Origin of the sequence: Roseibium sp. MMSF_3412, assembly GCF_030733265.1 — a bacterium.
Classification (GTDB): domain Bacteria; phylum Pseudomonadota; class Alphaproteobacteria; order Rhizobiales; family Stappiaceae; genus Roseibium.
The window spans coordinates 499,195-521,698 of the sequence record NZ_JASHJI010000003.1 but is presented as its reverse complement, the minus strand read 5'-3'; the positions used below and the strand labels follow the sequence as shown (position 1 = coordinate 521,698).

The 22,504-nt window shown below is 58.1% G+C and carries 20 protein-coding genes; 16 read left to right on the top strand and 4 right to left on the bottom strand.

Annotated features, from left to right (window positions below):
• Nucleotides 1-128: 128 nt before the first annotated feature.
• The 7 genes from rho to RBB49_RS08705 all read left to right on the top strand — a co-directional run bounded on the left by rho (nucleotide 129) and on the right by RBB49_RS08705 (nucleotide 8,516).
• A complete protein-coding gene (gene rho, locus RBB49_RS08735; protein WP_306142345.1) occupies nucleotides 129-1,394 on the top strand; it encodes a transcription termination factor Rho in 1,266 nt (421 codons plus the stop codon).
• 114 nt (nucleotides 1,395-1,508) lie between these two features.
• The gene (locus RBB49_RS08730) at nucleotides 1,509-2,093 is read left to right on the top strand and encodes a GNAT family N-acetyltransferase (RefSeq protein ID WP_306142344.1); all 585 of its coding nucleotides are present in this window, start codon (nucleotides 1,509-1,511) and stop codon (nucleotides 2,091-2,093) included.
• Nucleotides 2,094-2,474: 381 nt separating this feature from the next.
• Nucleotides 2,475-3,824, top strand: coding sequence for a tRNA uridine-5-carboxymethylaminomethyl(34) synthesis GTPase MnmE (gene mnmE, locus RBB49_RS08725; protein WP_306142343.1), 1,350 nt, complete (start codon nucleotides 2,475-2,477; stop codon nucleotides 3,822-3,824).
• Nucleotides 3,825-4,122: 298 nt separating this feature from the next.
• The gene (mnmG, locus tag RBB49_RS08720; RefSeq protein WP_306142342.1) at nucleotides 4,123-6,009 is read left to right on the top strand and encodes a tRNA uridine-5-carboxymethylaminomethyl(34) synthesis enzyme MnmG; all 1,887 of its coding nucleotides are present in this window, start codon (nucleotides 4,123-4,125) and stop codon (nucleotides 6,007-6,009) included.
• Nucleotides 6,009-6,665 carry a 16S rRNA (guanine(527)-N(7))-methyltransferase RsmG gene (gene rsmG, locus RBB49_RS08715; RefSeq protein ID WP_306142341.1) on the top strand — a complete coding sequence of 219 codons (657 nt, stop codon included), beginning with the start codon at nucleotides 6,009-6,011 and terminating at the stop codon, nucleotides 6,663-6,665. The genes mnmG and rsmG overlap by 1 nt, the downstream gene beginning before the upstream one ends.
• Nucleotides 6,666-6,684: 19 nt before the next feature.
• On the top strand, nucleotides 6,685-7,509 hold the full coding sequence (locus tag RBB49_RS08710) for a ParA family protein (RefSeq protein WP_306142340.1): 825 nt from the start codon (nucleotides 6,685-6,687) through the stop codon (nucleotides 7,507-7,509).
• A 101-nt stretch (nucleotides 7,510-7,610) separates the two neighbouring features.
• On the top strand, nucleotides 7,611-8,516 hold the full coding sequence (locus RBB49_RS08705) for a ParB/RepB/Spo0J family partition protein (RefSeq protein WP_306142339.1): 906 nt from the start codon (nucleotides 7,611-7,613) through the stop codon (nucleotides 8,514-8,516).
• A 77-nt stretch (nucleotides 8,517-8,593) separates the two neighbouring features.
• On the opposite strand, the gene holA is transcribed toward RBB49_RS08705, so the two are convergent.
• The 3 genes from holA to leuS are packed head-to-tail and all read right to left on the bottom strand — an operon-like array spanning nucleotide 8,594 to nucleotide 12,845.
• On the bottom strand, nucleotides 8,594-9,634 hold the full coding sequence (holA, locus tag RBB49_RS08700; RefSeq protein WP_306142338.1) for a DNA polymerase III subunit delta: 1,041 nt from the start codon (nucleotides 9,632-9,634) through the stop codon (nucleotides 8,594-8,596).
• A gap of 24 nt (nucleotides 9,635-9,658) precedes the next feature.
• Nucleotides 9,659-10,237 (bottom strand): hypothetical protein, encoded by a 579-nt coding sequence (locus tag RBB49_RS08695; protein ID WP_306142337.1) that lies wholly within the window; start codon nucleotides 10,235-10,237, stop codon nucleotides 9,659-9,661.
• Nucleotides 10,224-12,845 (bottom strand): leucine--tRNA ligase, encoded by a 2,622-nt coding sequence (gene leuS / locus RBB49_RS08690; protein ID WP_306142335.1) that lies wholly within the window; start codon nucleotides 12,843-12,845, stop codon nucleotides 10,224-10,226. Before leuS ends, RBB49_RS08695 begins: the two co-directional genes overlap by 14 nt.
• 262 nt (nucleotides 12,846-13,107) lie before the next feature.
• Between leuS and RBB49_RS08685 the strand changes: the two genes are divergently transcribed.
• Nucleotides 13,108-13,773, top strand: coding sequence for a YggS family pyridoxal phosphate-dependent enzyme (locus RBB49_RS08685; protein WP_306142334.1), 666 nt, complete (start codon nucleotides 13,108-13,110; stop codon nucleotides 13,771-13,773).
• A 9-nt stretch (nucleotides 13,774-13,782) separates the two neighbouring features.
• On the opposite strand, the gene RBB49_RS08680 is transcribed toward RBB49_RS08685, so the two are convergent.
• Entirely contained in the window at nucleotides 13,783-14,916 is a 1,134-nt protein-coding gene (locus tag RBB49_RS08680; protein ID WP_306142333.1) for a hypothetical protein, read from the bottom strand.
• Nucleotides 14,917-15,600: 684 nt separating this feature from the next.
• Between RBB49_RS08680 and RBB49_RS08675 the strand changes: the two genes are divergently transcribed.
• The 8 genes from RBB49_RS08675 (at nucleotide 15,601) to rpsP (ending at nucleotide 22,494) form a co-directional block, all read left to right on the top strand.
• Complete coding sequence (locus RBB49_RS08675) at nucleotides 15,601-15,831, top strand: hypothetical protein (protein WP_306142332.1); 231 nt, start codon at nucleotides 15,601-15,603, stop codon at nucleotides 15,829-15,831.
• Between the two features lie 297 nt (nucleotides 15,832-16,128).
• Nucleotides 16,129-17,121: a TRAP transporter substrate-binding protein DctP gene (dctP, locus tag RBB49_RS08670; RefSeq protein ID WP_306142331.1), complete on the top strand. Its 993-nt coding sequence runs from the start codon at nucleotides 16,129-16,131 to the stop codon at nucleotides 17,119-17,121.
• A 146-nt stretch (nucleotides 17,122-17,267) separates the two neighbouring features.
• The gene (locus RBB49_RS08665) at nucleotides 17,268-17,762 is read left to right on the top strand and encodes a TRAP transporter small permease (RefSeq protein ID WP_306142330.1); all 495 of its coding nucleotides are present in this window, start codon (nucleotides 17,268-17,270) and stop codon (nucleotides 17,760-17,762) included.
• A complete protein-coding gene (locus tag RBB49_RS08660) occupies nucleotides 17,759-19,033 on the top strand; it encodes a TRAP transporter large permease (RefSeq protein ID WP_306142328.1) in 1,275 nt (424 codons plus the stop codon). The genes RBB49_RS08665 and RBB49_RS08660 overlap by 4 nt, the downstream gene beginning before the upstream one ends.
• Before the next feature lie 20 nt (nucleotides 19,034-19,053).
• Entirely contained in the window at nucleotides 19,054-19,926 is an 873-nt protein-coding gene (locus RBB49_RS08655; RefSeq protein ID WP_306142327.1) for an oxaloacetate decarboxylase, read from the top strand.
• Nucleotides 19,927-20,197: 271 nt separating this feature from the next.
• Nucleotides 20,198-21,745, top strand: a complete 1,548-nt coding sequence (gene ffh / locus RBB49_RS08650) for a signal recognition particle protein (RefSeq protein WP_306142326.1) — start codon at nucleotides 20,198-20,200, stop codon at nucleotides 21,743-21,745.
• Entirely contained in the window at nucleotides 21,742-22,065 is a 324-nt protein-coding gene (locus RBB49_RS08645) for a chorismate mutase (protein WP_306142325.1), read from the top strand. The genes ffh and RBB49_RS08645 overlap by 4 nt, the downstream gene beginning before the upstream one ends.
• 18 nt (nucleotides 22,066-22,083) lie before the next feature.
• Nucleotides 22,084-22,494, top strand: a complete 411-nt coding sequence (gene rpsP, locus RBB49_RS08640) for a 30S ribosomal protein S16 (RefSeq protein ID WP_306142324.1) — start codon at nucleotides 22,084-22,086, stop codon at nucleotides 22,492-22,494.
• The last annotated feature ends 10 nt before the right edge of the window (nucleotides 22,495-22,504 follow it).

Below are 22,504 nucleotides of genomic sequence, written 5' to 3'. Positions count from 1 at the left end.
CGGTAACGCTTCGCCGAACAATCTGGACACATCCAAACGTCTTTCAGATATCTTCTGGCCGACCCATCATCTCCGGCACAGAACGACCTTCCAAATAACATCCCTATAACAACACAGACCCCAACTCGATGCGGGAAATGAAACTCAAAGATCTAAAAGAAAAAACACCGACCGAGCTGCTGCAATTTGCCGAAGAGCTTGAAGTCGAAAACGCCAGCACCATGCGCAAGCAGGAGCTGATGTTCGCCATTTTGAAAAATCTGGCTGCCCAGGATGTCGAGATCATCGGCGAAGGTGTCGTTGAAGTCCTTCAGGACGGCTTCGGCTTTTTGCGATCTCCCGATGCGAACTACCTGCCGGGCCCGGATGACATTTATGTTTCACCCTCTCAGATAAGACGCTTCTCGCTGCGTACAGGCGACACCGTCGAGGGTCAGATCCGAAGCCCGAAGGAAGGCGAACGTTATTTCGCTCTTCTCAAGGTCAACACGATCAATTTCGAAGATCCGGAAAAGGCCCGGCACAAGGTTCATTTCGACAACCTGACACCGCTTTACCCGGACGAACGTTTCCGGATGGAAATCGAAGACCCGACGATCAAGGATCTGTCTTCGCGGGTTATCGATCTGGTTGCGCCCCTCGGCAAAGGCCAGCGTGCGCTGATCACCGCTCCGCCAAGGACCGGTAAAACCGTTTTTCTCCAGAACATCGCCAAGTCGATCACGACCAACCACCCGGAATGCTATCTGATCGTTCTCCTTATCGATGAACGGCCGGAAGAAGTTACGGACATGCAGCGGACAGTGAACGGCGAAGTGGTCTCGTCCACATTCGACGAGCCGGCATCGCGTCACGTGCAGGTAGCGGAAATGGTCATCGAGAAGGCAAAGCGCCTGACAGAACATGGCCGTGACGTGGTGATCCTGCTCGACTCGATCACGCGTCTCGGCCGGGCCTACAACACCGTGGTTCCATCCTCGGGTAAGGTGCTGACCGGCGGTGTCGATGCGAATGCCCTGCAGCGGCCGAAGCGGTTCTTTGGTGCGGCGCGTAACATCGAAGAGGGCGGATCGCTCACAATCATCGCCACGGCGCTTATCGATACCGGTAGCCGCATGGACGAAGTCATCTTCGAAGAATTCAAGGGAACCGGCAACTCCGAGATCATCCTTGATCGCAAGATTTCCGACAAGCGGGTTTACCCGTCCATCGATATTCAGCGCTCCGGTACACGCAAGGAAGAACTGCTCGTGCCGCATGAACGTCTCAAGAAGACCTTCGTTCTGCGCCGCATTCTCAACCCGATGGGAACCGTGGATGCGATCGAGTTCCTGCTCGACAAGCTGAAGCAGACGAAGTCGAACGACGAATTCTTCGACAGCATGAATACCTGATCCAGGTGGATCGGTGTTTGTCCAGAAGGCGCGAACCTCAAGGTTTGCGCCTTTACTTTTTGTTAACACTTTCAAACCTGTCTCGCGGACCTCTTTTGAATCGGAACCGAACTGATGGCCGGCAACCACCTTATGGAAACAAAGCGTCTCTACCTGCGCACTTGGCAGGATGGCGACCTGGACCCGTTTGCGGAGATGTGCGCGGATCCGGAGGTGATGCGCTATTTCCCGGATGTCATGACGCGGGACAAGTCCGAACTGCTCATTTCCAGGTGTATCGAAAAACAGGAAACCGACGGGTTCTCCATGGCACCTGTGGAGACCAAGGCGACGGGTGAGTTCCTCGGCTTCGTCGGATTGAATACACCGACCTATGCGGCACCGCTCCCCTTCGAACCATGTGTCGAAATCGGATGGCGTTTGAAGCGATCGTCCTGGGGGAAGGGGTATGCCAGCGAGGCCGCACGTGCATGGCTTCGATTCGGTTTTGAAACCATCGGGCTTGAAGAAATTGTCGCGTTCACGATCCCTGCGAATGAACCCTCTCAAAAGGTCATGCGGCGGCTTGGCATGCGCCGCGATCCCGACGGCGATTTCCTGCATCCCTCCTTGCCGAAGGACCACCCTGTTGCTCCCCATGTTTTGTACCGGCTGGCCAAAAAGGACTGGATGGAAAGCTCCGCACACGGCGATCGCTAGATTCACGTGAAACACCTTCACCTATGGAGGGAGGCGGGAAAATATTTCACGTGAATCCGATTACCCTTTCGATTCGGGACCGAACCGACACATTGGGAGAGGTTGCCAGGTTTGTTCGGGCCCCAATGCGGGTTTTGAAAAGCTGTATTGATTCACGTGAAACACCATCATTCAGCGTTTCACGTGAATCAGCCTACCCGGGATAGTCCTGATTCGCCTGCGGAACAGTTGCCACGATCCCCACGCTTCAGTCGTGATGCGGGTCGCTTGCCGGTTGCAAGCAAACCTCTTTCCGTCTGAATGGCGGTTTGTTAAAGAGGCGCACCCGATCGGTTATCTCTTCTGGATACGCCCTGACGACAGTTGGTTGGAAAGAATTTCATGGCATCGACAATCTTCGCACTTTCCAGCGGCGCAACGCCTTCAGGCGTGGCGGTTATCCGTGTTTCGGGCCCACGGACTAAGGCAATCGTCAAAGAAATCTGCGGCAATGTGCCGTCCGGGCGCAAGGCCGTCCTGTCCAGGTTGAAGGACCCGGAAAGCGGAGATCTCGTGGACGAGGGGTTGGTTCTGTTCTTCGAAGGACCGCGAAGCTTTACCGGTGAAGACGTCGCCGAACTGCATTGCCACGGCGGCAGGGCGGTGGTCGGAAAGCTCCTTGAAATTCTCGGGCGATTTGAAAATGCACGTCCTGCAGAGCCAGGCGAATTCACGAGACGTGCGTTTGACCACGGCCGCATGGACCTCACGGCGGTCGAGGGGTTGGCCGATCTGATCGCCGCTGAGACGGAAATCCAGCGGAAGCAGGCTGTCCGGCAGATGGGTGGCGCTTTGGGGAAGCTCTATGAAGATTGGCGAAAGCGCCTCATTCACATGCGGGCGATGATCGAAGCCGACTTCGATTTCGCGGATGAAGAAGACGTGCCGGGAAGTGTTGCGGACGAAGTGTGGTCCGAAGCGGCGACACTGCATGCAGAGATATCCGCGCATCTGCAGAAGTCCAGAAGCGGAGAGCGGCTGCGCTCCGGTCTCCAGGTGGTTCTTATGGGAGCGCCAAACGCCGGCAAGTCCAGCTTGCTCAATGCGATTGCGGGACGCGATGTGGCAATTGTCACCGAAGAGGCCGGAACCACGCGGGATGTCATTGAAGTTCATCTGGATCTGAACGGATATCCGCTCACGCTTATCGATACGGCAGGTATCCGCGAAACCGAAGGCCGTATCGAAAGGGAGGGAATTCGTCGGGCGAAGGCGCGGGCGCGGGAGGCTGACCTCATCCTGTGGGCGGTGGAACCGGGTGGCGTCTCGATCGACGATCCTGAAGCAGGCCTGTCAGTTGACTTGCGGGCGCAGGTTCTGCATTGGGTCGTTCATACAAAGGCCGATCTTGAGACTCCTCCGAAACAAGACTCTTCCGGAACAATCAAGGAAATCTCTTGTTCTGATCAAAACGAAGCGGGAACACGATCCCTGTTCGACGCGCTTACACATTTTGCAGAAGAAACAATTTCCATTGGAGAAGCGCCGCTGGCGACGCGCGAACGGCATCGGACTTACCTGTCCGAGTGCCTGAAAGGTCTGGCGTCAGGCGTTGCTGCCACGCATTTGCCATCCGAGTTGAGGGCCGAGGACCTGCGCAGGGCGGCCGACGCTCTTGGGCGCATCACTGGCCGCATTGACGTTGAGGACCTTCTGGACGTGATTTTTCGAGACTTTTGTATCGGCAAGTGATGTTTCACGTGAATCAAGGGAATCCAAGGGTTGGTTCTGTTCCGGAACATGTTTCACGTGAATCATCTCAAGACACGTTAGCCGGGTCTGTGACAGGCTGATTCAGCCGGATTCCGATCGAAGTGACATGGCTTCGATTTCGGCTTTGACCCGCAATGCCTCCCGCTTTATAAGATCGGCTAAGACTGGCCGTCACGAACGGCCGAAACAGGCCGGACGCGATGCTGGCGATTGACTCCTTAAAATGTTGGAATGTCACCGGGTGCCTTTGAGAAGGACCTGTGTGCATGGTGAAACGATGAGCGACCAGGACCTGATCTTCGACGTTATTGTTATTGGTGGTGGCCACGCTGGATGCGAGGCCGCATCTGCGTCGGCACGCGCCGGCGCCCGAACCGCGCTCGTCACGCACAAGTTCGATACGATTGGTGTCATGTCGTGCAATCCTGCCATCGGCGGACTGGGGAAGGGGCACCTGGTTCGTGAGATTGATGCGCTGGACGGATTGATGGGCCGGGTCGCCGACCAGGGCGGTATCCAGTTCAGAATGCTCAACCGGCGCAAGGGGCCGGCTGTGCGGGGGCCCCGCGCGCAAGCGGACCGGAAACTGTACCGGGAAGCGATGCAGCGGGAAATATCCGCGGTTGACGGGCTGACCATCATGGAAGGGGAAGCCGACCGGATACGCTTCCGGAACGTTGACGGGAACAGGGGTGTTTCCGGATTGGTTCTCGCCGACGGACGCATGCTGGAATGCGATGCGATCGTGTTGACCAGCGGCACGTTTCTGCGCGGATTGATTCATATCGGTGACAGGAAAATTCCTGCGGGCCGTTCCGGTGAAGCGCCAGCCATGGGGCTTTCGGTCTCGCTGGAGGAAATCGGATTTGATCTCGGACGGCTGAAGACCGGAACGCCGGCGCGGCTGGATGGCCGGACCATTCATTGGGAAAAGCTGGACGAGCAACCCGGTGACGACGAACCGGTCCCGTTCTCAACGCTTACGGATCGGATCGAGACGCCGCAGATCGCTTGCCATATCACCCGGACGACACCTGAAACCCACAAGATCATCCAGGACAATCTGTCCCGCTCGGCGATGTATTCAGGCGAGATCAAGGGCCGCGGGCCGCGCTATTGTCCGTCTATCGAAGACAAGATCGTTCGTTTCGGGGAAAGGGACGGACACCAGGTTTTCCTGGAGCCGGAAGGTCTTGATGATCATACGGTCTATCCGAACGGGATTTCGACCTCGCTTCCGGAAGATGTTCAGCTTGCCTTCCTGAAGACGATACCGGGCCTTGAAGACGTTGCGGTCATCCAGCCCGGTTATGCGATTGAGTACGATCACGTGGATCCCCGGGAACTGCGTCCGACCCTTGAAGCGAAACGGTGCGGGGGTCTTTATCTTGCAGGTCAGATCAACGGGACGACCGGTTATGAAGAGGCCGGCGCGCAAGGCCTGATCGCCGGTCTCAATGCCGCGTTCGCTTCGAGCGGGAAAGACTCTTTCGTCGTGGATCGGTCCCAGGGCTATATCGGCGTCATGATCGATGATCTCGTAACGAGAGGGATCACCGAGCCCTATCGCATGTTCACGTCAAGGGCTGAATACCGGTTGTCGCTTCGTGCCGACAATGCCGATCAGAGGCTGACACCGCTCGGCATTGAGCGTGGCATCGTTTCAGAGACGCGTCGCAAGGCCTTTGCAGACAAGATGGAGCAGATCGGATCTGCACGGGATCTGTTGAAGGCACTCGCCGTGACACCTTCTGAGGCTCAGAAAAAGGGGCTTCCTGTGAATCAGGACGGTGTTCGCCGTTCGGCGTTCGATCTGCTGTCCTATCCGAACGTGACCTATGAGATGCTCACGAAGGTCTGGCCGGAGCTGGAAGCGATCGATCCTTCTGTTGCCGAACAGGTCGCGACGGACGCTCTTTATGCGGTTTATCTGGACAGGCAGATGGCAGACATTGACGCGCTCAAGCGCGATGAAGCCTTGAAAATCCCTGATAGTTTCGACTACGAAGCGATCGTCGGCCTGTCCAATGAAGTCAAGCAGAAGCTTGTTGATCTGCGCCCTGCGACGCTTGGCCAGGCATCACGCATGGATGGGATAACACCCGCGGCGCTGACGCTTATTTTGTCGCATCTCAAGCGGCAGAGTCAGCGCGGTGCGGCCTGATGGCCCGTTCCTTCGTGTTGAAAGACACTGGAAAGGTTGTTCATAAGTTTGGGGATGTTTCACGTGAAACGTTGGATCGGCTCCAGGTATTTGTCGATCTTGTCCTCAAGTGGCAACCGGCGCAGAACCTGATTGCGCCCTCGACAATCCCCGACATCTGGACGCGGCATGTCGTCGACAGCCTTCAGACGCACTGGACTTATCCAGAGGCCGACACGTGGGTCGATATCGGCAGCGGCGGCGGGTTTCCGGGCATCGTGACCGCTGTTCTCCTTGCCGACCGGCCGGATGCCCATGTTCATCTGATCGAAAGCAATCAACGCAAGGCGGCGTTTCTGCGAACCGCCTTGCGTGAAACCGGGTCGAAAGGGACGGTTCATCCGGGGCGGATCGAATCGGTTGCGAAAGAGTGGGTGCACGGGCCTGTCGACGCCGTTTCCGCCCGTGCGCTGGCGTCCCTGGACCTGCTTTTCGGTCTTGCGCAGCCCTTTACAGGCACTGGTGCGAAAGCTGTTTTCCACAAAGGTCAGGATTTTCAAAGAGAAGTTGACGAAGCCGCTGACTCTTGGAACTTCGATCTGGTAGAAAAGAAAAGTGTTGTAGATCCCACGAGCCGGATGCTTCTTTTCTCAGATATATCAGCCCGGTCCGACTAGCCAAGGAAGGTGGGTGGCAATGAGCATGCTTCCCGAGACACCGCGCGTTCTTGCGCTTGCGAACCAGAAAGGCGGGGTTGGTAAGACCACCACCGCGATCAATCTTGGGACCGCGCTGGCCGCCATTGGCGAAAAGGTTCTTGTCATTGACCTCGATCCTCAGGGCAACGCGTCGACCGGCCTCGGTATCGAGCACCGTGACCGCGGACTTTCGACCTATGAAATTCTCAGCGGCGATTGTTCCATGGCCGAGGCGGTCCGCGAAACGGCGGTGCAGCGGCTTTGGGTTGCGCCGTCGACCATGGATCTGCTCGGGCTCGAGCTGGAAATTGCCTCGACCAGCGATCGTGCGTTTCGCCTGCGCAATGCGATCGAGAACCTGACGCACTCGCGCCTGTTTCAGGAAGTCGGGTTCACCTATGTTTTGATCGACTGCCCGCCATCGCTTAACCTTCTGACGATCAATGCCCTGTCGGCATCGCACTCCATTCTGGTTCCGCTCCAGTGCGAGTTTTTCGCGCTTGAGGGTCTCAGCCAGCTGTTGAGCACAGTGGAGCAGGTAAAGGGTGCATTGAATGCCGAATTGAGCATACACGGCATTGTTCTGACCATGTATGACAGCCGGAACAACCTCTCCAGCCAGGTCGTTGCAGATGTGCGCGAAACCATGGGGGATGCGGTCTATGAAACGATCATCCCGAGAAATGTGAGGGTCTCCGAAGCACCGTCCTACGGGAAACCGGCGCTGCTCTACGATCTGAAGTGCGCGGGCAGCCAGGCCTATCTTCGCCTTGCATCGGAGATCATTCAGCGTGAACGGCAATTGCGGCGTGTTGCGGCTTAACATCCGATTGGATTCGGATCCGAACCGAGCGGCTCGTCGCGGCAGATCACTCTTGCGATAGCAATATAAACTATTGAAATATAAGAAGAAAAAGGTGGATCATGGCTGAGAAAGACGGCAAGAACAAGCGTTTGGGCCGAGGGCTGGCTGCCTTGATCGGAGATTCGGCACCGGAGGCGACGGCTCCGGCCGAAAAGGTCATCAGGGACAGCAGAAAAGTCCCGATCGAACACCTGGAACCCAATCCGCGCAATCCGCGCAAGACCTTTACCGAAAAGGATCTTGCCGACCTTGCCGAGTCGCTCAAGGCGAAGGGCATCGTTCAGCCGATCCTCGTGCGTCCGGCTGCCGGGAAGGTCAACCGGTTTGAAATCATTGCCGGAGAGCGGCGCTGGCGGGCGGCGCAGCGCGCGGGTCTTCACGAAGCGCCGATCATCATCCGCGATGTGACCGACCAGGAAGCGCTGGAACTTGCAATCATCGAGAACGTTCAGCGGGCGGATCTCAATCCGATCGAAGAAGCGATGGGTTATGATCAGCTCACTGCGGAGTTCAAGTACAGCCAGGGGGAATTGGCAAAGGTCATCGGCAAGAGCCGGAGCCATGTTGCCAACACGATGCGGCTGCTGAAGCTGCCGAATTCGGTCAAGGATTACCTGGCAGAGGGTCTGCTGACGGCCGGCCACGCGCGCGCCCTGATTACCGTTGACGATCCTGCCGCGCTCGCGGAACTCATTGTCGAGAAGGGCCTGACCGTCCGCGATGCGGAGAAGATCTCCCAGGATCCGGATGCGCTTGCAAAACTCAAGGGCGGCAAGGCACCTGCGGAGAAACCGCAAAAGGATGCGGACACGAAGGCACTGGAAAAGCGGCTGACAGATACGCTCGGGCTGAAAGTGGTGGTCGGCCACAAGCCGGGCAAGGAATCGGGCGATCTGAAAATCAAGTACACATCACTGGAGCAGCTCGATGAGTTGTGCAGGAAACTCGGTGTCGAGACGCGTTAAATAACTGATTTTTCAGTTAAACTGACTTTACTCAGATCAAACTTGCCATAAGCTTGCGGAGCTGGTGGCCCCTTTTGTCAGCGCCGCTGTCCGCGGGCGCGTGCGACCCTGCCAAGCGTGAGCAGCGCTTCTGACAGCACGGGCACGCCGAGCGGATCGTTGAGGCGCGAGATTTTGGTCGCCTCGGCGAGAATTTGCATTGCGCGTTCCAGGTCGGACACCGACCAGATCTGGAGCTGCCGGGACATTCCGGGTTTGCGGCTGAAGAAAACGGGCGGACGCTGTGCGTCCACAACTGCCTGAACGCTCTTGCCTTTATCGATATCGATTCGCATCCGATGCAAATTCTGGAAGTGTTTCAGGGCCTGGTTGGCGATGATCGAGGCTTTCGATCCGGCGTCGGAAAGCCGCTGGAGCCCGTGGTCCAGGGTGGCAATGTCGCCGGTGCCGGCAGCATCGATGAGCTCGGACATCTCGAACTCGGATGCATCGCCGATGATGGCTTCTATGTCTTCGCTTTCGATACGCCCCTTGCCGAGCGCAAACAGGCAGAGCTTCTTGAGTTCACCCCGGCTTGCCATCCGGTCGCCGCCGAGCAGGCCATGCAGCAAGGCGCGTGCTTCGCGTGTGATGGTGAGGCCGGCGTCGCGTGTTTCCTCGTCGATGAGCTGGTCGATCCCGCGATTGCTGTCAGCGTAGCAGGGAAGGGCGAAGGCCCGGGTGCTGGGTTCAATAAGCTTTCTGAGGCCGGCACCCTTCTTGATGTCACCGGCTTCCAGAATGACAAATGTCTGCAGGTCATCGAGCTTAAGGACAGGTTCGACAGCGGGCACAAGGTTCTTGCCGCTTGCATCCTTGACCCAGACGATCCGGCGGCCGCCGAAAAGCGGTATCGTCAGAACCTCATCGATCAACCGGTTTGGATCGCCGGAGATCTCTGCCGCGTCGATTTTCACGAGGTTGAAAGGGTCGCTGTCACCCTCAGACGCCTTCGCGGCAAGGCGGGTCGCCCGTTCCGAGACAAGTCCCGTGTCAGGACCGAAAACAAGCACGATTGCGCCCCCGTCCGGCGGGTTGGCAACAAATCGATCCGTTTCGGCTGCTTTCAGGACTGTCACTGCCGCGGACCCTCAGCGGGAAACTCAGGATTGACTGGCGAAATAGCCGGCGAGGCGCGTGGCAATGTCATCGGCGACCGCCTTGGCAACCCGTTCCTGTGCATCCCGGAGCGCGCGCTGATTGGCAAAGCGCTGGTCGGAGAAGTCATAGGATGCCGAGCGGAAGGTCCGGCCGGTTGTCAGGGTTTCGCCCGTTTCGATGTCGCTCATCACATAGGTGGAATTCATTGTGATGGTGAAGGCCGAGGGAACGTCTGCGAACTGTTCGATCGCGACCGCAGCGGTGTTGACGTCGGCAAGGACCTCCAGGCGAAACTTCTTCGGAGCTGAACCGGCGCCGCGCTCCAGCCGGAACGTGAGTTCGTTGTACAGGATCCGCGTTGCGTCTTTCTGTGCAAACTGGGATGAAATCGATTCCAGATCGATTGCGGCCAGATCTGCAGCGACGGTGGAGGATTGCGCGCCAAAATCGCCTGTCGTGCTGGTGCCGTAGAGCGGGCGGATCTGGCACCCGCTCAAGGCGATTGCGGCCGCAACGGCGCCGAAAAGAGCGACCCGCCGAAGGAGAAACTCTCCCCTGAAGATGCTGCTAAACAACGACATTCACAATCCTTTGCGGCACCACGATAAGTTTCTTCGGCGGATTTCCGTTCAGTGCCTTGCGCACGAAGTCCAGAGCCAAGGTAGCTGCTTCGACCTCCTCTTTGGAAGCCTCTTTTGCAATTTCCAGCTCTCCGCGCCGTTTTCCATTGATCTGAATAGGGTAAGTAACTGAATCTTCCGCTAACAGAGCCGGGTCGGCCTCGGGCCATTTGGCTTCCGAGATCAGGTTGTCATGGCCGAGCGCGGACCAGCATTCCTCGGCAAGATGCGGCATCATCGGAGCCATCATCTGGACAAGATAATCGGCCGCTTCCCGAACGGCATATTCTGTGGCATCGTCGCCGAAGCCGTCGCTGATCGTTTTGCTGATCGTGTTGACCAGTTCATACAGCCGTGCCACGGCCCTGTTGAAACCAAGCGATTCCAGATCATTGGAAACCGCATCCAGGGTCTTGTGGCTGGCGCGGCGAAGATCGAGCGCCTTGCCGGTGACTTCGGGCGCGGAGCCGCTTCGCGGTTCGCATTTCTCGGAGATCTCGCCAATCAGACGCCATACCCGCTGGACGAAGCGCCAGGCACCCTGAACACCGTCCTCCGTCCAGATGACGTCGCGTTCTGGCGGGCTGTCGGACAGCATGAACCAGCGGGCTGTGTCCGCGCCATACGTATCGATGATGTCGGTCGGGTCGACGGTGTTTCTTTTCGACTTCGACATTTTCTCGATCGAGCCGATGGAGACTTCCTCACCCGTATCCAGCAAGGTTGCGCGCCGATTTCCGTCAATGTCCTCGATCTTGATCTCTGCCGGTGAAACCCAGGATCCGTTGGCGCCTTCACCCAGCCGGTAGGTTTCATGCGTGACCATGCCCTGCGTGAACAATCCCTTGAACGGCTCTTTCAGATCAAGCGCACCGACCTTCTGCATCGCGCGGGTGAAGAACCGTGAATACAAAAGGTGCAGGATCGCGTGCTCGATGCCACCAATGTACTGATCGACCGGCAGCCAGCCATTTGCCGCTTCGGGATCCGTCGGCTGATCGCAGTCAGGGGCGGTGAAGCGGGCAAAGTACCAGGATGAATCGACGAACGTGTCCATCGTGTCGGTCTCGCGCCGGGCCGGCTTGCCGCACTGAGGACAAATCGTGTCCCGCCAGGTCGGATGACGGTCGAGCGGGTTGCCGGGCTTGTCGAAATTGATGTCATCGGGCAGCTGAACCGGCAGATTCTCGTCCTTCTCCGGAACCACACCGCATGTGTCACAGTGAATGACCGGGATCGGACATCCCCAGTATCGCTGACGCGAAATGCCCCAGTCCCTCAGACGGTAGTTGATCTGGCGCTCTCCCTGCGGAGCGCCGTCTGCGTCGATGGATTCCAGCTTTTGCGCAATGGCTTCCTTGGCATCGGGAATGGACATGCCATTCATGAAGTCCGAATTGAAGATGGTGCCGTCTTCCGTGTAAGCCTCTGTGCCGATTTCGAAGGAGGCGGGATCGGCGCCCTTCGGCAATACGACAGGCTTGACCGGGAGGCCGTATTTTCTCGCAAAGTCGAGGTCGCGCTGGTCATGCGCGGGGCAGGCAAAGATCGCGCCGGTGCCGTAATCCATCAGGATGAAGTTGGCGACATAAACAGGCAGTTCCAGCGAACTGTCGAGCGGATGCTTGACGCGCAATCCGGTATCAATTCCCTTTTTCTCCGCCTTTTCAATAGCTTCTTCCGATGTTCCGACCCGCTTGCATTCGTCGATGAATGCTTTCAGCTCCGGATTGTCTTCGGCAAGCCTTGTAGAGATCGGGTGATCCGGGGACAGGCCCATGAAGGACGCGCCGAACAGTGTGTCCGGGCGCGTGGTAAAGATCTCCAGAGACCTGTCGCCGGTCGGAGCCGGTTCCGTAAACTCGAAGCGGACGCGCAAGCCTTCCGACCGGCCAATCCAGTTCTTCTGCATGAGGCGGACCTTGTCCGGCCAGCGGTCGAGCGTCTCGATCGCCTCCAGGAGGTCTTCCGAATAGTCGGAAATCTTGAAGAACCATTGGGTGAGTTCGCGCTGTTCCACCAGCGCGCCTGACCGCCAGCCGCGGCCGTCGATCACCTGTTCGTTGGCCAGAACGGTCATGTCGACCGGGTCCCAGTTCACCTTTGCGTTCTTGCGGTAGACCAGTCCGGCTTCGAGGAATCTCAGGAAAAGGCGCTGCTGCTGGGTGTAATAGGCGACATCGCATGTCGCAAATTCCCGGCTCCAGTCGAGGGACAGTCCCATGATCTTGAGCTGGTCGCGCATGGCGGCAATGTTTTCATAGGTCCAGTCCTTCGGGTGGACCTTGTTCTGCATGGCTGCATTTTCAGCTGGCATGCCGAACGCATCCCATCCCATCGGATGGAGAACGTTGAAGCCCTTTGCCCGCTTGTAACGGGCAACGACATCACCCATTGCGTAGTTGCGAACGTGGCCCATGTGAATGCGGCCGGACGGATAGGGGAACATCTCCAGGACGTAGTATTTTTCACGCGGGTCGTCGTTGTGGGTGACGAAGACGTCCTTGTCATTCCAGACCTTCTGCCAGCGCGCTTCCACTTCGCGCGCGTTGTACCGTTCCGTTGCCATCAATTGTGCCGTTTGTTCTTGCCGCCGGATTCGGCGGAATTCCTGAAAGATCGATTGCCGGACTGTCACCAGATATCCGGCTTCGGGTCAACATGTGTCTCAAAAAAGAGGCCACTGAAGACTGTTTATTTCGCAATGCCGCATTCGTAAAGCGATCGCTGGCCGCATCCGGGCAAGAATGCTGCAAACCAGCACTTGAGAAGAACGCTGTTCAGGGCGTAAAGGAAAGAGACCCGCCAAACCGGTTTCACAGGGAAATATGATGTCATCTGCCACAGATCGCCTTTCAGGAGTTCAGTCCGACATTCGCAGCGCCGAGGCGGAATTCGGCAGACCGGACAATGCAGTTGAACTGATTGCCGTCTCCAAGACGTTTGCGGCCGAGGATATCGTGCCTGTTCTCGACGCCGGGCAGCGGGTCTTCGGTGAGAACCGTGTTCAGGAAGCCATGGGCAAGTGGCCCGGATTGCGTGAAAGATATGCAGATATCGAGCTGCACCTGATCGGGCCGCTGCAATCCAACAAGGCCCGCGAGGCTGTGGCGACCTTTGACGTCATTCATACGGTCGACCGCCCGAAAATTGCCAGGGCGCTGAAGACGGAGATGGAAAAGCAAGGGCGGAACCTTCCCTGTTTCATCCAGGTGAACACCGGCGAGGAGCCGCAGAAGGCGGGCATTGCGCCGAAGGATGTCGCAAGTTTTCTGGCCGAATGCCGGGATCGTGCCGGATTGAACATTGTCGGGCTGATGTGTATCCCGCCGATTGACGAAGCGCCGGGCGAACATTTTGCGCTTCTGGAAAAGCTGGCCGAGCGTTCAGGTCTTGAACAACTCTCCATGGGCATGTCTTCCGACTACAGGGTCGCTGTCGGATTTGGCGCGACATATGTTCGGGTCGGGTCGGCGATTTTTGGTGCGCGCGGCTGACGCGCAGGTTCATTCGCCGGTGAACTCTTTTCTGGCGAGTGCCCGCGCAAGAGACGACAGCGCCCGGGCCTGTTTCAGGGCATCGGCGTCCTGGAAGGCAAGCAGCATTGCCAGGGAATGGTCGCCTGCACTTATGTGCGCGCTGATGATCTTGTCATCCATGCCAACGGTGGCAATGCCTGCCGCACTCATGATGTCTACAACCGCCGCGTCGTTGCCGGCCAGCGATTCCACATTTGCCGCGGCTTCGAGAGCAAGGTCGATATTCCGGGCCTGGCCGTCATCCAACCCGCCACGTTCGGCCATGTTCATGACCTCGGGGATAAGCTCCCGGGTGGCTTCCAGGCAGGCATCCGCCGTGTCGTGATGTTGAAAGGTGAAGCCCGCCTGCGCACACTGCGCCAGCGCCCAGGCCTTTTCACTGGCACCGTCGATATGATCGGCCAGCATCAAAGCATCTTTCGTACGGCCGCTTTCTCCCGCATTCAACAGCAAAAAAGCGAGCGTGCTGTTGCGGCGTTCGCCGGCAGGGACTTCTTCTGCAATCCTGATTGCCTGGTCGATCTCACCCAGCATCAGCCAGCCCCAGGCTTCTTCGATCAGGGCCGCCTGCGCCTCCATCGGATCCAGACTAGCGCGCCAGGCGGACGCCTGGCGCATAAAGGCTTTCGCGCGGTCGGCATCCGGGTCATTTGCCAGAATTTCCGTCAACAGAAAGGCGGCTCTTGCGCGATCGCGAAGCTCGGGTATCTCACGGACCATTTCAATTGCGGTGCCGATCTCACCCGAGGCTGCAATTGCACTCGGCAGACTTACGACCCGGACGGCTTCGCCGGTGGCTGTCTCATGGTCCTTCAGTATTTCCCGAGCCAGGTCCATGGCTGCATCGCCGCGAACCGGGTCGCCGCGCTGATAGGCGTTCAGTGCCCACTGCACGGGTACCCTTACGCGCTGTGCTGTGCGGGATGCATGTGCGTCCAGGGCCGCGCGTGCCTCCGACTGTTTGCCCGCATAGAAAAGAATATAGGCGTGTGTCATGTAGACGCCAGTCTGCACAACAGGACTCTTGATCTTTTCGGCAAGCTCCAGTCCGCGTTCGGTTCGACCGCTGTAGAGCATCGCTTCGCTGAGATTCGGCAGCACAAGATGCCACCGGTTTTCATCCACATGAGAGAAAGATCGTTCGGCAAGATTTATAACGCATTCGGCATTGGGTTTTGTGATACAGCGCAGACCCGCGTTTGCCTGCGCAAGCACGAGGCCAGATGTTGCCACCGTTGTGATGGCGGCCAAAACAGCAGCTGCAATCCTCGATATGATCTTTAGGCCCTCCGGCTTTCGGACCCGATCAGGATGCCACACCGGCTGCCCTAGCGGCAACTAAACGGATTTCTTGAAATCAGTTCGTTCCGACCAAACCTCCCGTCTGGTCGTTTGCGAAGTTGCAGCAGATATATGGATTTCATTCCCAAATATTTTAGATCAAAATTATCGTTCTACATCGTAGTAGTAAATATAAATTGCATCTAAATTCAATATATTATGAATCACAATAATCGAATGCATAGTCCATTTCTTGCCGAAAACTTTCAAAGTTGTCGCGAATATGACCGACCTATGGCTGAATACGTTTCATAGCCACAACAATGCCGCGAAGGTTCCCAAGAGCAGCCCTTTGCCGGTCGCGATCGCGGATCAGTGTTTGTGCCGTTCCGGTTCGGCAGGTCGCAGGGGCCTGGCGGATGGACGGAACACAAGCCGGGTGCACTTGTTTCCCAAGATATGGGACAGGCAATCCGGCGAGAACCAACACTTGGAGGTTTAAACATGTCCAAACGTCTTACCGCTGCTCTTCTCATCGGTGCTTTCACGGCGTCTACAGCAGCGCTTGCACAGGGCGTGTCATTTGAGACGATCGACAGCAACCAGGACGGTTTCGTGAGCTTCGATGAAGTCACGGCAGTCGTTCCGGATATGTCGGAAGACGTTTTCAAGGCTGCGGATGCGAATCAGGACAACCTGCTCGATCCGGCTGAATTCGCAGCGGTTCAGCCGTAATCCGGCTTCGGGCGATCCTCCCCCCGTAAGCTGCGCTTGCAGCGGGGTTGCCTGATAAAGACCACTGCCGGTACGGTCACACCGGCAGTGGTTTTCGTTTGTGCGACGTAGGGATCAATGCCGGTGTTCCGTTTGGCCGGTGAACCGCCTCCCCAAGATCAGCAAGTTTTTTGGCTTTTGGCAGCTGCGCCGGGCTCAATCGATTGATGAGTTTTTGTCATCCCTTTGAGGGTAGCAATCCTGTTGACCTCAACCGGGTCGTTTGCAAGACTGCGCCCATATAAGTGGGAGGACATCATGAAATCACTTGCCTGGGCCCTTGGCGCAGCCGTTGCGCTTGGCCTTTCTACCGGTGCTGCCTTCGCGGCAGACACGACGCTGCGAATTTCATTGCAGCTGCCGCTCAAGAGCCATCTCGGCCAGAACCTGCTGCTGTTCAAGGAAGAAGTTGAAAAGAACTCAAACGGCGACATCGCCGTTGAAATCTATGATTCGGCCCAGCTCTACAAAGACAAGGAAGTTCCCGCAGCGGTGGGTTCCGGTGCAATTGAAATGGGTGTTGCCTCGCTGACGCGCTATGTCGGCGATATCCCGGCGGTCGACATCTTCTATCAGCCGTTCCTGTTCGACACCGAAGACAAGGTGCGCGCCGCGGTCGCGCCCGGATCGCCCGTGCGCGGACCGCTCGACGAGGCCATCAAGGACACCGGGTCGACCGTGCTTTGGTGGCAGGCCTATGGCGGTGCGATCATGCTCTCGCAGGGTGGACCGCTGAAAACACCTGAAGACATGAAGGGCAAAAAGGTCCGCGTGTTCGGCAAGACACTCGGCGACTTCGTGACGTCGGCCGGCGGCGCGCCGACGCTGATTTCCGGTTCGGAGCAGTATCTTGCCTACCAGCGCGGCACGGTCGATATCGGCATGACCGGCGTTTCCGGCGTCAAATCGAGAAAGCTCTGGGAGGTCATGGACACGATCTCCGTGACCAACCACGCCGACATCGAGTTCATTGTCGTGGTGAACACCGATTTCTGGAACGGACTGCCGGAACAGCAGAAGGCCGTCATACAGGCAGCGGCGGTCAAGGCGGAGAATGATGTGCGCAACCGGATGGCCGAGATCGAGGCCGCCGCTTATGCGGCAGCGGAGGAAAACGGCATGACCGTCTACAAGCCGACCGCGGAAGAAATCGCGGCCTGGAAAGCGGTCAGCCAACCGGTCTACGACACCTACTCCGAAAAAGCCGGGGATCTGGGTAAAACCGTGATGGATGCGGCAAAGGGTCTTTAAACCCGACGAATTCCGGGCGCGCCGCCTCGTAACAAGACGGCGTGCCTGAGACATCCGGCCTTTCAACACGTGCGACCGGGACGGGATCTGCCTTTGCGTTAGCCTCCGTTTAACCGCTCCCCCCAACAAAGATTGCATTTGAGCTGATGAGAGCATTCCACGCTGTCCTGCAGGTTCTTGCAGGGATTGCAGCGTTTCTGTTCATTCTTGCAGGCTGCATGCTTACCTATGAGGTCACGGCCCGTTACCTGTTCGTCGCACCCACGATCTGGGCGGCGGAGCTGTCCCAACTCAGTCTGATCTGGGGCAGCATGATCGGGATGCCCTGGCTCCTGAAAACCAATCAGCACATAGCGGTGGATGCGGTGACCGAGCGGCTCGGAAAACAGGCGCAACGGGTCTGCCGCGTTTTGGCCATGACCGCGATCGCACTCTTCAGCGCGGTTGTTGCCTGGAAGGGCGGCGACATTTTCTACGATTCCTTTGAGCGCGGCCGCACAACCGGCTCGATGCTCGACTTGCCGACCTGGGTTTCGGAACTCGCCATTCCGGTCGGTTTTGCCCTCCTGTTTGTCCAGGCCCTGATTGAACTTGGCGCGGCGGTTGCGCGCCCGGCACCAAGTGGCGGGCCAGTCTCATGACGACAGTTCTGATCCTGGTTGCGCTTTTCGCGCTCTTGCTCATTCGCGTGCCGGTTGCCTTCACGCTGGGGGGCCTCGGTCTTGCGCTGCTGCTTTTCGGCGGGTTCTCGCCGTTGATGGCGCCGCAGGCAATACTCTCGACCCTGGACGGTTTCATCCTTCTTGCCGTTCCCCTCTTCCTGCTGATGTCGAACATCCTCCTGAAGGGAGGCGTCGGCAAAGACCTTTTTGCCGCCGTCCATGCCTGGGTGGGGCACTGGCCGGGCGGTCTTGCTGTTGCGACGATCATCTCCTGCGGGATCTTTGCCGCAATTTCCGGGTCCTCGGTGGCGACGGCCGCCACGATCGGAACCGTGGCGATCCCGGAAATGATCAGCCGGGGCTATGAGCGGCGGTTCGTCTATGGCCTGCTCGCGGCAGGTGGCACGCTCGGGATCCTGATCCCGCCATCGATCCCGATGATCGTCTACGGCTTCGTGACCGAGCAGTCCGTCATTTCACTGTTCCTTGCCGGGATCGGTCCCGGCATCCTTCTGGTGGTCTTCTTCATCGCATTCGCGATGATTCATGCAAGATGGTTCGGCGGCCACACCGCCGAAGCGGCCGCCAGCATGGAAGAGCGGTTCTGGAGTTCCCTGCGCGCGCTTCCTTCCGTGGTGCTGGCCGCCTTTGTCATCGGCGTCATCTATACCGGCATTGCCACGCCGACAGAGGCGGCAGCCATCGGGTTTGCGGTCGCGCTTGTCATCACCGGTCTCGTTCTGAGGACGCTGACATGGCAGGGTTTCAAGGAAGCGGCTTACGATTCCATGGTCACGACCGTTGCGATCCTCCTGATCGTCGCCGGTGCCAAGGTGTTCGGAAAGGCGATCACGCTCTACCGGATCCCGCAGGAAATTTCGATGTTTATCGGCCAGAACATCGATACGCCGCTGGCATTCATCCTTGTGGTTTCAGTGGTGCTTCTGATCATGGGGCTCGTGTTTGAAGCGCTTTCCATGGTGCTGATCATGACGCCGGTTCTTCTGCCGGCAGCCATGGCGCTCGGATTCGATCCGATCTGGTTCGGCGTCTATATGGTGGTGATGGTCGAATGCGCCCTGATCACGCCACCGGTCGGGCTCAATCTCTATGTGATCCAGTCGGTGGCGAAATCGAGTCTCGCCGATGTGTCGCGCGGGGTGCTGCCATTTCTGGCGCTGATGCTGCTTTCGGTCGTGATCCTCTATATGTGGACCGATCTTGCGCTTTATATTCCGTTCAAACTCTGAACCGCTTTCACGAGGTAAGAATGCCGTCCCAGGCTGACAAACTCAGACACCTGCTCGAAGCTGACAAACTGCATGTCATGCCGTGCTGCTTTGACGCGCTTTCTGCCAAGCTGATCGAGCAGGCAGATTTCGGTCTGACCTTCATGTCGGGGTTTGCGGCATCGGCATCCCGGATCGGACAGCCGGATCTGGGGCTGATGTCCTATGGCGAGGTTCTCGACCACGTGAGCAACATCACCAATGTCGTCGATTTTCCGGTCATCGCCGATGGTGACACCGGGTACGGCAATGCCATGAATGTGCGCCGTACGGTTTCCGGTTTTGCCAAGGCGGGAGCGGCAGCGATCATGATCGAAGACCAGCTGTCTCCGAAGAGATGCGGCCACACACCCGGGAAAGCCGTGGTGTCGCGGGATGAAGCCTTTGACCGGATCCGGGCGGCCAACGATGCCAGGGAAGAGGGCGCGGATATTCTGATCCTGGCGCGCACGGATGCGCGCCATGAGCACGGCCTGAGCGAGGCCATCGAACGGGCCGCCCGTTTCAAGGAACTGGGCGCTGACATTCTTTTTGTCGAAGCACCCAGGACCGTTGCCGAAATGGAGACGGTCTGCCGGGAGCTGCCCGGACCGAAAATGGCGAATATCGTCGAAGGCGGAGAAACACCGGAGTTGTTGCACAAGGAGCTGGAAGATATCGGGTTCGCGATTGCGGCCTACCCGCTCACGCTGATGGCGAGCGCCATGAAAGCGATGACGGAAACCCTGTTGAAGCTGAAAACGGATGGTGACCGCGCACCGCTTGTGATGAACTTTACCGAACTCAGGGACCGGATCGGGTTCAACGACTATTATGAAACGTCGTCGCGCTACGAGACGTCGAAACGGGATTGATGTGCTCCGCCCCGGCCTGTGCGCGGCGCGAAACTTGACTCTTGCCAGCGGGTAAGGCATAGACCCGCCAACTCCATATGAGTGGCTGAAAAACAGAACCGCCGACCGGGACCCGCAAAGGTGTAAAGAGATCCCGGAGGTTACCACCCGACAGCGCGATGCGCCCTCGGGTGCTAAACTGCTTTGCGAACGGCAAGGCGGTTGGATCTGAGTTCCGGCTGACCATATGGTTCGGGAGACATCCCGAAACCGATGACCTAAGGACCCTTTGATGTTTGAAAGCCTGTCCGATCGACTAAGCGGCATTTTCGACAAGCTCACCGGTCGTGGTGCGCTGTCGGAAAACGACGTGAACGAAGCAATGCGCGAAATTCGCCGCGCGTTGATCGAAGCCGACGTCGCTCTGCCGATCGTGCGCTCTTTTACCGACAAGGTCCGGAACCGGGCGGTCGGTGCCGAAGTGGTCAAGTCGGTCACGCCGGGCCAGATGGTCGTCAAGATCGTTCATGACCAGCTCGTTGAAATGCTCGGTGCCGAAGCGCAGCCGATCGACCTGAATGCACCTGCACCGGTGGCGATCATGATGGTCGGTCTGCAGGGCTCGGGTAAGACAACGACCACCGCCAAGATTGCCCGCCGCTTCACCCAGCGCGACAAGCGCAAGGTGCTGATGGCCTCGCTCGATACGCGCCGTCCGGCGGCGCAGGAACAGCTCAAGATCCTGGGTGAGCAGAACGATATCGATTCGTTGCCGATCATCGAGGGCCAGGGTCCGGTCGAAATCGCCAATCGCGCCATGTCGGCAGCCAAGCTGGGTGGCTACGATCTCGTCCTGCTGGATACCGCCGGACGCATTCATATCGACGAACCGCTCATGATCGAGATGGCGGAGGTCAAGGCGGCCGCGCAGCCTCACGAGATCCTGCTCGTCGCCGACAGCCTGACCGGTCAGGATGCCGTCAATCTGGCGCAGAGCTTTGACGAGCGCGTCGGTATCAGCGGTATCGTTCTGACCAGAATGGACGGTGATGGCCGCGGCGGTGCAGCGCTGTCCATGCAGGCCGTGACCGGCAAGCCGGTCAAGCTCATCGGTACCGGCGAAAAATCAGATGCGCTGGAAGACTTCCACCCAAAGCGGATCGCCGACCGGATCCTCGGCATGGGCGACATCGTTTCGCTTGTCGAGAAAGCAGCCGAAGCCATTGATGCGGAACAGGCCGCGAAGATGGCGAAGAAGATGCAGAAGGGTCATTTCGACCTGGAAGATCTCGCCGAACAACTGAAGCAGATGGAAAAGCTGGGCGGAATGTCCGGCATGATGGGCATGTTGCCGGGCGTCGGCAAAATGAAGAAACAGATCGAAGCAGCGAATGTCGATGACAAGATGTTCAAGCGCCAGATCGCCATCATCCAGTCGATGACCCCGTCTGAACGGCAGAAGCCGGATCTCCTGAAAGCGAGCCGAAAGAAGCGGATTGCCGCCGGTTCCGGTGTTCAGGTGGCCGAGGTCAACAAGCTGCTCAAGATGCATCGCCAGATGGCGGACATGATGAAAAAGATGGGCAAGGGCAAGGGCATGCTCGGCAAGCTGATGGGCGGTCTCGGCGGCGGTATGCCGGATGTCGACCCGAAACAGCTTGAGGAAATGGCCAAGTCCGGCCAGCTTCCCGGCGGAATGGAACTGCCGAAAGGTTTGCCTGGCGGAATGCCTGGCGGACTCGGCGCTCCGGGGCTGCCGCCCGGAATGCCCGGCCTTCCGGGTCTGGGCGGTCCGAAGCTTCCCGGCCTGCCGAGCATGGGGAAAGGCAAGAAGCGATGAGCAATGCCGTGACCCAGCTGGGCCAGAGCGAGGCGGTCGACGAGCTGAAAGCTCTCAGATCCTCCATCGACAATATCGACGCAGCATTGATCAACATGCTCGCCGAACGGTTCAAGTGCACCCAAAAAGTGGGCGTGCTGAAAGCCAACAACGACCTGCCGCCGGCTGATCCGGCGCGGGAAAAGATTCAGATCGAACGGCTCCGGCGGCTTGCCGCGGAAGCGAATCTCGATCCTGACTTTGCCGAAAAATTCCTGAACTTCATCGTTCGCGAAGTGATCCGGCACCACGAAGCCATTGCCGCAGAAGCCGGCAACTGAAGAAACTGGAGACCTAAAATGGCTACGAAAATTCGCCTTGCACGAGGCGGTTCCAAAAAACGCCCGTATTACCGCATCGTTGTTGCCGACATCCGCTCACCGCGCGATGGCCGCTTCATCGAAAAGGTCGGCAGCTACGACCCGATGCTGCCGAAAGATTCCGAGGACCGCGTCAAGCTTGACGTGGAACGCATCCAGTACTGGCTCGGCAACGGTGCAAAGCCGACCGATCGCGTTCATCGTTTCCTCGATGCAGCCGGCCTCCTGAAGCGTGAGCCGCGCAACAACCCGAAAAAGGCAGAGCTCGGCGCGAAAGCCAAGGAACGCCTTGAAGCCAAGCGCCAGGCCGAAGAAGAGGCCGCTGCTGCGGCTGCCGAAGCTTCTGAAGCTGCCAGCGAAGGCGCTGCGGAAGAAGCAGCTGCAGAATAATCCGACATCC